The organism is Dolichospermum circinale AWQC310F, assembly GCF_000426925.1.
Taxonomy (GTDB): Bacteria; Cyanobacteriota; Cyanobacteriia; order Cyanobacteriales; family Nostocaceae; genus Dolichospermum; species Dolichospermum circinale.
Map to the genome: position 1 here is coordinate 8,217 of NZ_KE384675.1, position 16,792 is coordinate 25,008.

11 protein-coding genes are annotated in these 16,792 nt (G+C 40.6%); 2 read left to right on the forward strand and 9 right to left on the reverse strand.

What is annotated here, in order from left to right; translation table 11 throughout:
• Positions 1-58 precede the first annotated feature (58 nt).
• The 5 genes from kdpB to hetZ form a co-directional block, all read right to left on the reverse strand.
• The gene (gene kdpB / locus ACIR310F_RS0108650) at positions 59-2,158 is read right to left on the reverse strand and encodes a potassium-transporting ATPase subunit KdpB (RefSeq protein WP_028083493.1); all 2,100 of its coding nucleotides are present in this window, start codon (positions 2,156-2,158) and stop codon (positions 59-61) included.
• A 178-nt stretch (positions 2,159-2,336) separates the two neighbouring features.
• Entirely contained in the window at positions 2,337-4,022 is a 1,686-nt protein-coding gene (gene kdpA, locus ACIR310F_RS0108655; protein WP_028083494.1) for a potassium-transporting ATPase subunit KdpA, read from the reverse strand.
• A gap of 268 nt (positions 4,023-4,290) precedes the next feature.
• Positions 4,291-6,621, reverse strand: coding sequence for a transglutaminase TgpA family protein (locus tag ACIR310F_RS0108660; protein ID WP_028083495.1), 2,331 nt, complete (start codon positions 6,619-6,621; stop codon positions 4,291-4,293).
• 155 nt (positions 6,622-6,776) lie between these two features.
• On the reverse strand, positions 6,777-7,550 hold the full coding sequence (locus tag ACIR310F_RS0108665) for a PatU (RefSeq protein WP_331271306.1): 774 nt from the start codon (positions 7,548-7,550) through the stop codon (positions 6,777-6,779).
• 188 nt (positions 7,551-7,738) lie between these two features.
• On the reverse strand, positions 7,739-8,926 hold the full coding sequence (gene hetZ, locus ACIR310F_RS0108670) for a heterocyst differentiation protein HetZ (RefSeq protein WP_028083497.1): 1,188 nt from the start codon (positions 8,924-8,926) through the stop codon (positions 7,739-7,741).
• Between the two features lie 206 nt (positions 8,927-9,132).
• Here hetZ and ACIR310F_RS0108675 point away from each other — a divergent pair, with 206 nt between their 5' ends.
• Complete coding sequence (locus ACIR310F_RS0108675) at positions 9,133-9,606, forward strand: hypothetical protein (protein WP_028083498.1); 474 nt, start codon at positions 9,133-9,135, stop codon at positions 9,604-9,606.
• 93 nt (positions 9,607-9,699) lie between these two features.
• Here the strand turns inward: ACIR310F_RS0108675 and sds are convergent, their stop codons facing one another.
• The gene (gene sds / locus ACIR310F_RS0108680; protein ID WP_028083499.1) at positions 9,700-10,671 is read right to left on the reverse strand and encodes a solanesyl diphosphate synthase; all 972 of its coding nucleotides are present in this window, start codon (positions 10,669-10,671) and stop codon (positions 9,700-9,702) included.
• Between the two features lie 835 nt (positions 10,672-11,506).
• Here sds and ACIR310F_RS0108685 point away from each other — a divergent pair.
• The gene (locus tag ACIR310F_RS0108685) at positions 11,507-11,713 is read left to right on the forward strand and encodes a hypothetical protein (RefSeq protein WP_028083500.1); all 207 of its coding nucleotides are present in this window, start codon (positions 11,507-11,509) and stop codon (positions 11,711-11,713) included.
• Positions 11,714-11,793: 80 nt separating this feature from the next.
• On the opposite strand, the gene murI is transcribed toward ACIR310F_RS0108685, so the two are convergent.
• The 3 genes from murI to ACIR310F_RS0108700 form a co-directional block, all read right to left on the reverse strand.
• A complete protein-coding gene (murI, locus tag ACIR310F_RS0108690) occupies positions 11,794-12,651 on the reverse strand; it encodes a glutamate racemase (protein WP_028083501.1) in 858 nt (285 codons plus the stop codon).
• A gap of 38 nt (positions 12,652-12,689) precedes the next feature.
• Positions 12,690-14,561 carry an N-acetylmuramoyl-L-alanine amidase gene (locus tag ACIR310F_RS0108695; protein WP_028083502.1) on the reverse strand — a complete coding sequence of 624 codons (1,872 nt, stop codon included), beginning with the start codon at positions 14,559-14,561 and terminating at the stop codon, positions 12,690-12,692.
• Between the two features lie 241 nt (positions 14,562-14,802).
• A complete protein-coding gene (locus ACIR310F_RS0108700) occupies positions 14,803-16,653 on the reverse strand; it encodes an N-acetylmuramoyl-L-alanine amidase (protein WP_028083503.1) in 1,851 nt (616 codons plus the stop codon).
• Positions 16,654-16,792 lie beyond the last annotated feature (139 nt).

The following is a 16,792-nucleotide window of genomic DNA, read 5'->3' on the forward strand; positions in this document are numbered from 1 at the left end:
ACCTACTTAGTAAGATATCAAGAATAATTAACCGCTTAATTTAATAATTTAATTTAATTTAAGCTAAACCGACAAATGTAATCATCATATCTATGAACTTAATCGCAATAAATGGCGCAATTACCCCACCTAAGCCATAAATTAAAATATTTCGTTGCAAAAGTTGATTAGCTGTCAAAGGTCGAAATTGAATACCTTTTAATGCTAGGGGAATCAAAGCGGGAATAATTAAAGCATTGTAAATTAATGCGGACAGAATAGCCGAATTAACACTGGTTAACTTCATAATATTCAGACTTTCTAGTTTAGCAGCAGTGAAAAGTACGGGAATAATCGCAAAATATTTAGCAATATCATTAGCAATAGAAAACGTCGTCAATGCTCCACGAGTAATTAACAATTGCTTACCAATACTAACAATATCAATTAACTTGGTAGGATCAGAATCTAAATCTACCATATTGGCGGCTTCTTTGGCGGCTTGTGTTCCCGTATTCATGGCCACACCTACATTAGCCTGTGCTAAAGCGGGAGCGTCATTAGTTCCATCTCCCGTCATCGCTACTATTTTACCCTCAGCCTGTTCCCGTTGAATCACAGTGATTTTATCTTCTGGGGTAGCTTCAGCGATAAATTCGTCTACTCCCGCTTCTTGAGCAATTACAGAAGCAGTAATACGATTATCTCCCGTGAGCATGATTGTTCGTACCCCCATACGTCGGAGTTGGTCAAATCGTTCACGGATACCGGGTTTAACAATATCTTTGAGATAGATAACACCGTAAATTTCATGATCAAGACAAACCGCTAAGGGTGTACCACCTTGACGAGAAACTTGCTCATAAGCAACATCTAATTCTGGAGTATTCCGTCCATGACGCGATAGGATAAAGCCTTTAATTGCTTCCACTGAACCTTTCCGTACTTCCCTACCACCAGGTAAATTAGTACCACTCATGCGGGTTTTGGCCGAAAATTCTATCCCCTGGGCTTGTTTACGGTCTAAATCAAAATTTGCACCTAACCTTTCTGCCAGTCGAACAATAGATTTACCTTCTGGAGTATCATCAAAGATACTAGCTGCTAAGGCTACATTAGCAATTTCTATAACTGAGTGACCATTGATAGGAATAAACTCCTCTGCTAAACGGTTTCCCAGCGTGATTGTTCCAGTTTTGTCAAGAACTAGGGTACTTATATCTCCACAGGCTTCTATGGCTCTTCCAGAGGTAGCAATGACGTTAAATTGAGCTACCCTATCCATACCCGCAATACCAATGGTACTCAGTAAACCGCCGATAGTTGTGGGTATAAGTGCTACTAGCAGAGCAATGAGAATCGGTACACTAACAGGACTATTCACATAGTAAGCAAAGGCGGGAAGAGTTGCCACTACAAATAGAAATACCAAGCTCAGAACCGCTAATAATACTGTTAAAGCAATTTCATTAGGCGTTTTAGTACGCTCTGCTCCTTCTACTAAAGCAATCATCCGATCAATAAAGCCTTTACCAGCTTCGGCCGTGACACGAATAATTAGTTCATCGGATATAATGCGTGTACCTCCCGTAACAGAACTAGCAACATCCGAGCCTGATTCTTTGAGAACAGGGGCAGATTCGCCAGTAATCGCTGATTCATCCACAGACGCGACACCCATGATTACTTCACCGTCCGCAGGGATAATATCACCTGATACGACGTGGATAGTATCCCCCCGGTTTAAACTCGTGGCCGGAACTTCTATAATTGTCCCGTCAACACCAATCTTTTTGGCGTTAGTAGCTGACTGCGTTGAACGTAAAGTATCAGCTTGGGCTTTCCCTCTTCCCTCCGCTACAGCTTCAGCAAAGTTACTAAATAGAATTGTAAACAGCAAAATTCCCGTTAACAGCCCGTTAAATAAATAGGGGTTTTTTTGGTTTATCGGTCCAAATAATTGGGGATAAATCGTCACAAAAAAGGTGATAATTGTTCCTACCCATACCAAAAACATCACCGGATTTTTGATAGCATATTGAGGATGCAATTTCATAAAGGCATCCCTAATTGCTCGAATATAAAGGCCTTTGTTCGTTACCCGCGTTTTTCTGTGTTTTTGACGGCGATAACGAGGACGGGAGGCTTTAGAATTAGAATTAGTTCCGTTTGAGTTCATATATAGCTAATTTTTTAGGAGTCACCGAGTCAGGAAGAAGAAACAAAAAACGAAGAGGAAAAATTATCTTCATCTTCTTATAGCATTTCCTAGTTCACAGAAGTACAGATTTATCTGCGGTTAATTTATTATCCCTGTACCTAACTGAGATGGGAAATGCTATATTGTCTTATCTATATTAACTACCAGCAGCGAGTTTAAAACCTTCAGCGATGGGACCTAAAGCTAAAACCGGGAAAAATGTCAGGATTCCTAAGATTAAAGTAACACCAGCAGTAATACTGGTAAATAATAAAGAATCAGTTCTCAAAGTTCCCCGGCTTTCTGGACTTGCTTGTTTTTCAGACATACTATCAGCTAATAGCAAAAACGCAATAATTGGTATATAACGTCCCGCAAAAATACTGACAGTTGTACTTAAATTCCACCATAATGTACCGTCATTTAATCCCTCTAAACCAGAACCATTATTAGCTGCGGCTGAAGCGTATTCATAAACCACTTGGGAAATACCATGAAAACCAGGGTTACTAATGCCTGATAGAGATATAGGATAAGCTAAAGCCACTGCACTAGGAATTAAAACCATTATGGGGTGAATTAATAGCACCACACTAGCAAGAACAATTTCCCGTTTTTCAATTTTGCGCCCAAAAATTTCTGGGGTACGCCCTACCATTAAACCAGTCAGAAAAACTGTGAGAATTAGATAAATGAAGAGATAAGCAGTTCCTATTCCCTGTCCACCCCAAATTATTTGTAAAAATAGGTTGAATAAGCTAGAAAATGTCCCATTGGGCATAAGAGAATCGTGCATTGCATTCACAGCACCGGACATGGTAGCAGTGGTTGTAATTGCCCATAATGCGCTCTGCGCCCAATCAAATCTGACTTCTTTACCTTCTAAATTTGGTAATTCTAATCTCAAAGCGTTGTTAATCAGTGGGTTTCCTTGTAATTCTCCTGTGGCTGTAAAGCCAATAAGAACAACAAAGATTATAAACACCATCCAATATAATAACCAACTTTGTTTCAGGTTGTTGGCAAATACTCCATAGGTATAAATTAAAGATGTGGGAATGGCCAGCATAGCGATAATTTCTATTAAATTAGAAGCACCATTGGGATTTTCAAAAGGGTGAGCGGAATTAGCTGCAAAAAAGCCGCCGCCATTTTCCCCTAACATTTTGATAATCTCCCAGGAGGCTACTGGACCTCTAGCTATATACTGAATTCTTCCTTCTAAGGTTTCTACCCCCAGCGTTCCGGCTAGGGTTTGGGGTACACCTGTGATCATTAGAGCGATCGCCCCAATTATTGATAAAGGTAGTAGGATTCTAGTGATAGCCTGGATAAAATCAACATAAAAATTCCCCAGTTTTCTCCCCGTTAACCCGCGGATAAAAGCAATTCCCACTACCAACCCACTAGCCGCTGAAGTAAACATCAAAAAGCCTAAAGCCGATGTTTGACTAAAATAACTAAAGGTATTTTCCGGTGCGTAATGTTGTTGGTCGGTGTTGGTCAGGAAGGAAATTGTGGTATGTAATAATAAATCCCATCTTATTCCCCCCAGTTGATTGGGATTCCAAGGCAAAAGTTTTTGATAATAGAGAATGGCATAAACTATAGCACCCATCACTAAGTTACTCCATAGTAAAGCGCGAATATATTGCCAACCTGTCATGTCACTTTTTTTACTTACACCTCCTATAATATAAATTATTGCCTCTAGGGGCTTCATAACAGGATCAAGGATTGTCCTTTCTCCCAAGAAAACACTGGCTATGTATTTTCCTAGTTTTGGCGTAATAAATACTATAATACATAGCGTTAAACCAATTTGTAAAAAACCTTGTCCCATGTAGTTTGCACCCTACTTAAATTCTGGTCAATACTCAACAATAATAGCTAAATTACTAAGAAGCTGAATTTTTAGCCAGTGAGATGGCCATATCTGATCCTCATGCAGTATATTATGCAATATATTTTTAATTTATCAGAAAACGCCGTAATACCCCATCCCTCTACAGGGTGGGGATGTAAGGCGGTTAAAAATTAAACACAAGCTTTTAATCAGACCATGTTTCAGCTTATAGCTTTTTTGTATCGGCATTTATCGCCACCAATGATCAAGAAACGCGATTTCTCTCAACTTTTTTCAATGCCTGCCATCTTTGTTGTAGTTGCTGCCAGTTAGGATTATAATCACCATAACGCCAACTTACATAAGCATGACAGATTTCATCTATCACTTTAGCTACTTCTAGAGAGTGGTATTGGTATGAAACCTGGGCGTATTCTAGAGGTGTTTGACTAGGATGCTTACTCAAACCCTTGTTAGCGCTCCATTGCAGCATTTGTCGGTAAAGTCTTTCCATGGGCGGTAATTTATTTAACCAACGGATATTTAGCCAGTTACGCCATTGTCCCCAACCTAACCAACCAAAGAAAGCCGCAATTGTCACCACAATTAAACCAGTTAATACCCCTAACCAACCTTTCGTAAATAAAGCCAAAAACCAGACTATCCCCTGGAATAACAACCTAAATATCGTCCCAAACACAGTATTTAAAATAGCTGTAATTGGTGAAGGTAGCCAACCAGCCACCCAATTCCAAAATTGACGCAGAACACTAAAAGTCTGATCTGCTTCTACGGAAGGAGGAATCAAGGGATGTCCCGGAATTGGATCAAAGCTAAACCAGCCATACTTAGGAAAATAAACTTCCGTCATCGCGTAAGCATCCGTATTACGGACAACATACATACCTGTAAAGGGATTAAACTCACCCGGAGCAAATCCCGCCACTAACCGCGCTGGAATACCAATGGAACGTAGCATTACCGTTAATACAGTAGAAAAATGGTCAGGATAACCACCTTTATTTTTGAATAAAAAGGTTGCCACTAAATCATCCTTTTCACCCAAATAAGGCAATTCTAAGGGATTTGTGGGCAGGGCGTAATTTTGTTTGAGATACTGAGCCAAATAGAGAGCTTTTTCGTAAGCTGAATTGAGATTTTTAGTACCTGGAGAACGAGAAACCCTTTGTTGATCATAACTAGCCAGTATTTCCTCAGTCCGTTTTCGCACCTTATCGGCAATTTCTGGGGGAACTTGCAGATAATACTTTTTAATATTGGCTGGATATTTAGTGGCGGCTTTACCTAGCAAAGAGCGATCTCGGTAGGGAACATCTGAAACTACAGTATATGTTAGCCCTACTGATAACTCTACTGGCGCACGTAAACCATTTTCTTGATCAACTGCTATCATCGGCGTAGGAAAGTATAAATCTTTCGGGTAAGACATCGCCGGAATTAGATTAGGCAATTCCGATACCAAATTATAAGTTTGTACTACCTCCTTTGTCATATTAATAAAGGGTGGGGAGTCAATAGAAATACGGTAAGACCAAGGTGATTGTCTGAGGGTGGTAACTTGATCATTGCGGGAAATCTTCCAGCCTTTACCTGTATAATTGTCAAAAGCTAGGACACGCCAAAACCCTTCCGCTTGCGATCGCACACGCATCACTACCTTGGGTTTCATTTCTCCCCGCAGGTTTTGGTTCATCTCACTATTGAAACCGTAATAAAAATTATCGTCTATTTTCCCCGGTTCGCCGGCATTTCCCGACTCTCCACCACTATCATTACCATTACTATTACCCCTACCTTCACGCACATAACCCGGATTAATAATACTACGTCCTGTAAAATTTTCTGGGGCTTTAATCGGCGCACTCACAGGAAAAGATCGAAGTTGATAACCAGGAAACCTGGGTAAAATAGCAAAAATCCCCAGACCTAAAGCCACAATCAACAAAAAATTTAAAATTAGAAATTTAAAATTAAAACTAGGATAATTCTTTTTTGGGGATTTTTCAGCATTGGATTGCTTCAAACCCAGACGGGAACGGTAATCTAGGGTCAAAGTTGGCAAAGCAACAGCCAAAAATAATAGTAACACAGGCGCGAAGGCCATAGTTTGGCTCAATGTTGCCGCCACACCTACCAATATCAACCCAATTACAATAGAATACCCTAAATCTTTGCGTCGAGGTGTATCAAAGCTGTGTAGCACTTGCAATTGAATCAATAATTCCGCCAAACTCAGCCGGGTATCATTCCAATTACCAGCAAACCGGCCAAAAAAAGCCCCCAAAGCCAATAACATTCCTATCGCAATACAAAACTGCACCGGAATATTAGAACGACCACGACGGTAGTAACTCCACCATGTCCCCACCATAGTCAGTGGTATTGTCCACAGACTAAATTGAGTTTCACCCGCAATATCGGTAGCTACAATCCCCAATGTAACCAATACCAACACTAGCAACCGTAAAGGAATTGAATCTTCCACTTCTTTAACTGGTGATTTTCCTCTCTTTTGTTGCCAGTTATTACCTACAGGTAAACGCCAAAAGCCATTCATCTTAGATAAATTAAACATTTTCGAGTCAGTAAAGCTATGATGTAGACACTGCGGACATAATACCAGATAGAAAAACTATGATCTTATCTGCAATTACTCCTGAGACTGAGGACTTACGCAAGATTTGGCTAAAAACCCTCCTATCTGATTCCTAGATATGATGATTTAGTTAGTCATATTTTCACCTGAATAGCCAAGAATAAAGGCAGGTGGTCTAATTCTGGTAACTCCACTGCTAAAGTATAGGTTCGCTGACTTCTATCAATTTGCAACTCTATGACTGGCATTTCACCAGCCTCAGATTTGACAAATTCTTGACTATTATTACTCTCAAGTTGCAAAATACCCGATATTGGTAATTTACCGTGAACCGTTAAACTCGTAAATTTACCTGAATTACGCAATTCTACTCGAATATTCAGAGTCCCCACAGCAGTGAGCCATTGTCTTTCTACCAAAGGTTGAGTCAATGAAATCGGCAAAGTTAAATTTTCCAGCAGTTGTTTGGCTGCCATTAACGACAACGCCATTTGCTGACGTGGTAGTAAATCAAAATAATCGCTCTCAATATTAGGCGTTGTCAAGGTATCTGCCGAACGATAAGAGCTTCTCAGGACTAACGCAGCCAAATCATTAATTGACTGGGGATCCATGGGAAACATACTTTCTACCACCTGAACTAATTTAGCTCCCAGAGGTATGGAAGATGTCAATAAAAGTTGACATTTTGCTAACAATTGCCAGAAAACTTGATCAGGCAAGGGAATAGGCAGATTTAGTTTAGACTGGTGGACAGTCCACCCCCAAACAGGAACTAATCCTAGTGATTGTTCTTCTACACAGTCAGGATATTCTCCCAATTGTGTTTCCCAGGGGAACAACGGTGGATTTTTTGCTATTTGGTCTTGTAAACGACGCTTAAGAATAGCTTGAAAACGTTCTTGCACAGTAGGAATTTCTCCCAATTGAAAGGTTTGGGGCTTTTCTTGTCAAGCTAAGTTCACCCTGAAAAGGCTACTGTCTTGAGTAAATGACTACCCCATCAGTTTACTCACATTCTCACAAGCTATACCCGTAGGTATTGATATGATTTTTCAATGCCCAAGGAAGTTGTCATTTTGTGAGGATTCACAAGTCACCATTCATGGGTAGATGCACTAGATCCGGAAACTAAGGAGTTACGAATTTCCCAAGCTTGTTCTAATATCTTAAACCAACGTTTATGTAATTGTGCCATGGACAAGCCCACAGTTTTAGATATTTGCTCATCAGCTTTTCCTTGCTGCTTCAAATCTAAGATAGACCTTTGTTTATCATCTAGCTGGGCTAAATAAGTTTCCCATTGAATCGGAGTTAAACCTAAATTAGTGGGTAAAGAAACTTCTAACCACTCATGTACCAATTCCCAGCGATGTAAAAGAGCAAACCGAATTAAATGATATTTAAACCGTTGCTGTAAGTAATCACGCTGCCTAGATGTTAAACCCAAAATTGACTCAATTTCTGGCGCTGATAAATCCTGAAGACGAAGGGTAAAGTAATCAACACAGTCAGATTGTTCTTTTTCCTGCAAGTAGTTGATCAATTCTGTAATCACAACGGACCGCAAGGTATCCTCTTCCGGTTCGGTCTGGGAAGCCATAGCCAACCGTAATTGGTGGATAGCCGGCTCTTCCCAAGAACTATCAGACTCACCGCTACCACCTTCAGAAGCCTGTTCTATATCTACACTTGTTTCTGGAGGTTGCTGTTTCGAGAAAGTTTGCGCTCGGAGAATAATTAATTGTTGCTGTCTTCCAGGCAGAGGAATCCGACGTTTACCATATCTCTCGGTAAATGCCATGTATTCTCCCAATTCCAATAGAGTCTGGGGGCGATAGGTTGGATCTAATTGGTTCTCTCTTCTAAAGGCATTTAAAGACTCCAAATAAAAACTTTGGAGAAAGTCTTCAATGATAGTCAACCGCCCTTGATAGCTCAATTGCTTGTGAGGGGGATTAATATAACGGTAAACAATAGCACTCAATATGCTGTGTAGTTCTACCCGGCCACGACTTGAACCTAACTGACAGTATCGGATACACTGTTGTAAGCGATGTTTAGCTAGGCTCATGGCTGAACTTTCTACAGACCCCGAAGTTTGAATGCGTTTACTTTCATTACAAACCCGCAGGACTTCATTGGTAATTCTCACGGATACATCATGACAATTTTGCTTTGAAGCCCGAGTTGACTGTTGAAGTTCCCTAAATAGGAATTGAAAGATGACCTCCACACGGATAGAAATTTTCCCCTGAGTAGTTGCGATTGCGGCTGAATTCATAGTCCCAGTTCTCGAAAAGACTTTAACATATTTTGGACACGACTTGTTAGACTTTGGATATTAGCTTCATAGTTTTTTTCTTGAACCCAAACTAATTTACATTGAGGGTGTGGCCACCAAAAAATACTGAACTCGTAAATCTCAATTTTCTGGGGTCTTCCTCTCTCATGTTTTAGCCATTACCCAAAAGTCATTAACAATTCATGATGGATTTAGAAGCACAAATTCAATTGCTGATAAACAATGCACCCCAGGATGGTATGACACCAAAACTTATGGTATCAATCGCTCCTGTATTAATTGCTATTGCTCAAAGGTTAAAACACTACCAATACTTTATCCTCAAAAATTCTCAGCAGGATTGGGTTTTAACTACGTTGAGCAATCGCGCAAATCCAGGAATAGAAAAGCAAGTTATTTACGCTTTCCCTACCATACAGGATGTTTCTCTGATCTCGGATGCTGGGCGTGACCCTCAAGTGATGCCAGCCTCCATGTATGTTACCCACCTTTTATTCCAATTAGTAGCTCTCAAACCATTACACAGCATAGTTTTCCTGGAAACACCAGGAATTATTACCCATACGGTCGAAGTGCAGCGCTCTGAACTGGAAACCCTGATTGGGCAACAATTACAAAAATTTAGACCCCCAAGAAAAGTTCCTCCCAATATTGCCTAAATACCTGAAACCGTCAAAAAAGATGGGAACTGAACTTGGAGTAATGGAGATCTAACACCCAACATCCGCAAATCTGATATCTCCTGCGATTTTTTAGTAGAGCCGACTAAGTACGTAGTCAGTTAAATCTATTAGGGCTTGGCGTGATTCTGATGGCTCTAAAGTGCTGATATGCTCATTGGCTAATTTTGCGTGGTGAGCAGCTAATTCTCTAGCTCGCTCAATACCCCGACTGTCATGAATTAGCGCCAATGCCTGCTCTAAATCCCCACTCTGGGCAAACTCCCTGGCAATTAAGGCCTCTAAGTCGGGTTTTTCCTCCAAGGCATATAAAGCTGGCGCTGTGAGGTTGCCACTTTTGAGATCAGAACCGGCTGGTTTACCCAGGGTGTCTGTTGAACTGGTGAAATCAAGAATATCATCTACTATCTGGAAGGAAAGACCTAGATGGCGACCATAACTGTACAAGTGTTCGGCAGTTTCTAGGGATGTTTCACTAATTAGTCCAGCAGCTTTAGAACTGTTGGCAATTAATGACGCTGTTTTGTAATAGCTCTTTTGCAGGTAAGTTTCTGTAGAAAGACTAGCATCAAAACGATTTAGCCCTTGCTGGATTTCTCCAGCCGCTAAATCCATAATTACTTCTGAAAGTAGTTTGACAACGTCCAAATTGTTCAGGTTCGCTAAATACCAGGAGGATTGAGCAAAAAGAAAATCCCCGGCCAGCACGGCAATGCGATTACCAAACAAACTATGTACGGTCGGTACACCACGCCGGACATTGGACTCGTCTACTACATCATCATGTACCAAACTAGCTGTGTGAATCATTTCTGTAATCTCTGCCAATCGTCTGTGACGCGCTGTGATATCTGTATTTAACATAGTCGCCCGCGATATCAGCAGCACTATGGCGGGTCTGATACGCTTACCCCCAGCACCGAATAAATGTTCGGCTGCGGCATAAAGAATGGGGTGGCGATTTCCAACTAGCTGTTTAAGGTTATCTGCTAGTATTTGCAGGTCTGCTTCCACAGGGGTAAACAGGGAGGTGGCTGGGGTCATGGATAGGCGGACTCTGGCTTAGGTTACGAAAGTTTACATATTCTTTAATTTTAAGATAACCCAGTGTCACCGCAAAGTTTTCCTCCAGTCATCTGATTTTTAATATCTATTAAGTTATTTATGTCTCAGATTTAGAATATGTTAAAATGAGCAACTATTTGAAAATGCTTGATATTTGCTAACTCCAGGAAAAAAAGCGCAATCATCCAAGATGTAATGTTAATAAAATTACACTTAGTATAAATCAATCTAAGCTATCTGTCAACAGTAAAAAAATTTAAAATTTAGTCTAGAAGTTAGCTTCAAATTCAAGGTAGTTGTGTTAGGCTAGAATCTGAAGATATTAAATTTTTCAGATTATTCACTTCCTCAGTAAAACCATTTTATGATGATTTTACGTAATAGCGTTGTGAGTCTAAAATAACTCGTCGCCCAAGAGTAAATGGCAATTATTACCATTTAAACTCTCTGCGATAAGCATACCTTTTGAGTTGAATTATGCTTTTCCAATCATGGAACTAACTCAACGTATTCAGCCCACGTTGAGTAACGGCGTATATCTATTAAAATTGGTGTGAGGTCAATAACACAGGCTAGGTAAACTGCTAATGAGTGCAGTTAAGAATTGCTACTTAGCAATTTTGCTGCTATTCAGATGTATAGCCTGGGAAAGTTGATTTTAAAGAAAATAAATGGATTGTCCAGAGAAACTTAGGTTTTTTCCTGGGAATTTTAGTATAGCTAACTACAGGCATCAAGAACACACTTGTTGACTGAAGTTTTGCTACTTTCCTATGCAATTTTATATTCCTTAGCAATCAAAGATGGTGGAACAATGATTTACGAAAATATGCCTATGATGATATTTATTCTAGCTGCTGGATACTTATTCAGTGTATACCTATTGTTAGCTTTGGCAAAGCGCACAGGCAAAAAAAATGTTCATCAAAGGGATTCATTTAATCCTAATACTGGCCGAGATAATTACAAGCGGCAGAGAACAGTAACTGCCAACGTCACCGAAGTGGTGAATAGTCAATGAAAGAAACCAACACAGGGCTGGGAAAGAACAGAAGACATTTATTTTCTTATTCTGACCCTGTGAATTGATCAATTCTGTTTTTAAGAGACAACAGCATCCGCAAAACATACCTGTTCCACCATCGGAGTATAGCCCAACCACTGCAAACCAGACTGAGTAAATTGTTGGGGACAACCACTGACAGCAAAGCGGGTAGGCATAGGTGGGTAAGTATTTTTAATACCTAGTATATCTAGCTCTTGGGAGCAAGCGACGACCACATGAACTGCTGGGTCAATTAATTTGACCTGGGTGGGGAGGAGCGATCGCAAAACTGGTGATAAATGAGGATAATGGGTACAACCATAAACTAAAGTATCTATTTCTTGGCGGAGTAAGGGTTCTAGATAAGTCTTGGCTATTTGAGCAGTATAAGGGTCATGGATGCGATTTTGCTCAATTAGAGGCACAAACTCTGGACAACTGACTTGCCAGACTTGGACATGAGATTTAATTTCTAAAATAGCTTGACGATAGGCATTACTTTGAGCCGTTGCCGGCGTAGCAATCACGCCAATACGCTGACCTTGTTCAACAGCAGCCATAGCACCTGGTAAAATCACACCTAAGATAGGGAAATCAAATTCTTGGCGGACAATATCTAAAGCCAGAGCCGAACTGGTATTACAAGCCATAATTGCCATTTTAACTCCTTGTAGCCGCATCCAACAGAGGATTTCCCGGACAAATTGCAGAATTTCCCCTTGAGAACGAATACCATAAGGAAGACGAGCCGTATCCCCCACATAAATAATTGATTCATTGGGAAGCTGCTGATACAGTTGTCGCAGTACAGTTAAGCCACCGACACCGCTATCAAATACCCCAATAGGAGCGCGTTGAGGCAATTGAGAATAAAAACCATGAAAACGCCTATCAAAAATAGAAAAAGAACACACAGCAAAAATTGGGATAGTGGTAAAGACAAAACAATATATTAACGTCGTTTTAAATAATTGAGAACACCACGGGCTATGCCCTCAGCCATGCGAGATTGATAGTCTGATGATCCTAAACGGGGATTATCTTCTCGACCAGTCATATAACCCGTTTCCACCAAAATAGCAGGCATAGAATTTTTTCTCAGCACATAAAACCTAGCCTTACGAGTTCCGCGGTTATTCAGGGTACTGATATTTTGGAGAATAGTTTGACGAACAGTTTCTGCCAAACCATAACCACTGTCATAATAGTAGACTTCTAAGCCATTGACTTCAGGGCGATTGTCCACGGAATTAGCGTGAATACTGACGAACACAGTAGCATTGACACGCTTGGCTATATCTACCCGTCCTTGGAGTTCCACAAAAAAGTCAGCATCTCTAGTCAGTACCACCTGCACACCATTTTGCTCTAAGATTCTAGCCAATTTTGTGCTAATAGGTAAAACAACATCCTTTTCTAGTAACCCACCGAGTCCAGGAGCACCAGAATCCTTACCACCATGTCCCGGATCAATAACTACTAAAATCTTCTCTTTCGGGACTGGTAGAGGTGGCTCTTCAACAGGTGTTTTCACTGTTGGGGATGACTCCGTGAGCAAATCCGGGGTATCTATAGGAGCAACAGGAGGTGTAATCTCAGGAACTTGAGGGTGGAGAGTAGTTTGTAATGGTAGTGCTAATACGCTAGAGGGGACTTGGTTCAGTACGCCAAAGCTAACACCAGCAGCAGGTTGAACAAGAACAACTACAGTATTAGCAGCTGGGGATTGAAAACGGACTTTAAGAATAGGGCTATTGCGATTAAAAGTAGGACTTTGGACATGATTAGCTAACTTACTATTAGGAATAGTAATCCGAAATAGACCTGAGCTTCTATCCCAGTTACTAGTAGCAGATATAGCTTGGTCGGCTCGAATTAATAATTGTCTACCAGCACCTATTTCTACAGATTGAATCGTCGCCAGGGAGTCACTAACCGATGGTGTAGAGGATTGATAGTTATTAGATAACTTAGGAATACGATCTGGTATAACGATAAAACCGCTATTACCACTAGCCATTGCTCGCCAACTGCGACTACTGTTATCTAAGTACAAAGTCATGCGAACAACGGACGGACTACTTGGTAATTGGCTAAATTGGATGCGCCGGACACCATAACGGTTAATCAATAGGTCACGCTGTCCCATATTTGGCGATAAAACCGCACCAAGGATATCAATATTAACAGAGCGATTATCAAGACTGGGATTGACTTGCAATTGGTTATTACCGGACAACCAGGGGGAGTTTGCCGCTACACCTACAAAAAAACCATCTCCTGTGACTTGTAATCTCTCAATTTGAGTTACCTGTTTAGACGGAGTAACAGGATTTGTTGTGACTACGTTGTAAATACTGTTGTCAGAGGGTGTACGTTGAGATGATTGATCTAAGGGTGGAGGTGTTGATGGTTCTCTATTTTGCCCAGAAATAACTTCTGGATTCGGTAATTCTACTATCCAGCGGCTACCATTTATGGGAACAAATTTGATTAGGCTAGAGTTGAAGGTGTAACCAGGGGCTAGTTCTACAACTAATCGTGTTGTTTGTGCGTCAAATTGTCCAATGCGGATAGCGCGAATTTGACCACCAATTTGTTGTATTAATTGTGGACGACCAAATTCCGTACCTGGTAAGTCAATTACTAAGCGAGTCGGGTCAAAAATCAGTTGGGCTTGGGGTTGGACAGCACTAGATGTATTAAATTCCAGCCGATTTTGATTAGGATCAAACCGCCAAGATTCTAATTTTCCAGCCAAAGCAGGCGAAGATAGCATGAAGACCGTGCCAAAAGTGCTGGGTATTAACCAATGTAGTTTCACAATCCTTTCTCCTGATTTGCATTCATCATCATTTGTCAATATCTCAATTTAAAGGCTAATCTTCACACTGTCACCGCTTTAACTTTGACTTTGCTCAAGTTCAAGATTGGGTTGATGTGCCATAATACACGGCTAATGGCGTATTATTGTAGCATATAATTTTAGTTTTAGGATTTTTTGAGTAAATTTATTTTTCTGCCATTGGTGATCATGTTTGGTGGTGAGTGTTATACATGACTATTTATCTGGATCTTAAATACTGAAGAATCCCTTGGGCGATCGCATCTGCCATTTTATTTTGATAAGCTGGACTATTGAGATTGGCAACATCTTCTCTGCCAGTTACGAAACCAGTTTCTACTAAAATTGATGGCATGGAGTTTTTGCGAAGTACATAAAATCTGGCTTTGCGTACATTCCTGTCTCTAACATTGAGATTTTGCAGAATTTTACTATGGACAATGCGAGCTAATGTTAAACCATTATCATAATAATAGGTTTCTAAACCGTTAACTTCTGGACGATTCGCACCTGCTGAATTAGCGTGAATACTCACAAATACATCAGCTTTAGCCCGTTGGGCTATGGTTATTCTTCCTGGTAAGGTAACAAAGTAGTCAGAATCTCTAGTCATAATCACTTGAATACCGTTTTGTTCCAAAACTTCAGCAATCCTTTTCCCAATGGGTAAAATAACGTTCTTTTCCTGCACTCCCCCGATACCAACCGCACCTGAATCTTTACCACCATGTCCGGGGTCAATGACAACTACTAATTTTCCTTTGGGAACTGTGGGTTGAGGTCTGATTTCTGGCTGTTGTGGATTTAAGTCAGGTATTTCTTGCTTTGGTGGTGATAAAGGTGGTAAAATAGAACTCGGTCTGATTAAACGAGATCCTTGTAATTTTAAAGCCAACAGGTTGTCTCCGGCTGGATTAATTGGTCCGAAGCTAATACCTGACGCAGGTTGAATAAAAATAACTACTGTATTTGGCGGTTGAGGTTGAAGACGGAGTTTGAGAATGGGACTATTTGTCTCAAGGGTTGGACTTTTGATATCCGGCGCTAAGTTAGCGTTGGGAATAGTAATGCGAAATAAACCAGATTTTCTATCCCAACCAGTTGTCGCAGATACAGTTTGGTCGGATCTAATGAGTAATTGTGTGCCATTATTAACAATTTCTACAGATTCAATGGTTGCAGTCGAGCCGTTATTCTCGTTATTATTTATACTTGGCGGCAGATTCTCATTTTCAGGTAAACTCACAACTCCCCTGCTAGGAAGCAGAACTAAACCACTGCTACTGGAAGTTACTCGCCAGTCAGGGCTATTTTCCTCTACCCTCAAGGTCATACGCACAGATGTTGGTGTGGTTCGCAATTGAGTAAATTCAATGCGGGAAACACCGTATTTATTAACTGCTAATTTTCCTGGGGTTAAGTTTGGTGATAAGGTTGTATCCAGGATATCAATAAATATGGTGGTTTGATCACGGCTTCTGATGGTTCTTGTTTGAGGACTACCGCCATTAGTGCGAACAAAAAAGCCGTCACCAGTAATTTGTAAATTCTCCAACTGAGTTTTTCCCCCACTACTACTCGCTATTGGTGAAAATTCAGGTTCAGGTTGGGGGGCGATATTAGCTAGATTGTAATTATTATTAGTAGTATTTTCAGGATTTTCCCCCTGGGGTGATAGAGACTCCCTTACTAATTTCGGTAATTGTACAGTCCAACGATTAGCACGTTTAGGAACAAATTTTACCTGATTAGGGTCTAGGGTATAGCCAGGAGTCAATTCTAAAACTATCCGTGTTGTTTGTTCGTCAAACTGGCCAATACGAATTTCCCGCACTCCTCTACCAGGTTGGGTTAACTGAGAACGTCCCAATTTCACACCCGGTAAATCAATTACTAAGCGAGTGGGACTAAAAATTAGTTGTGCTTGTGGTTGGACACCACCACTTGTATTAATTTCTAACAGGTTTTGATTGGGGTAAAATCGCCAAGATTCCAGGGTTGTGGCTAAACTCGGCGACGATAGCATAAGTATACTTCCAAAAGTACCGGGTAGCAACCACTCTAATTTCACAGTTATTTTCTCCTGATTTATATTTATTGAATTAGTGAATATAGGAACCGGGTTTAATTCCTGAATTTATTTGTGTGGTCAGGGAACAGGGAACAGGGAACAGGGAACAGGGAACAGGGAACAGGGAACAGGGAACAGG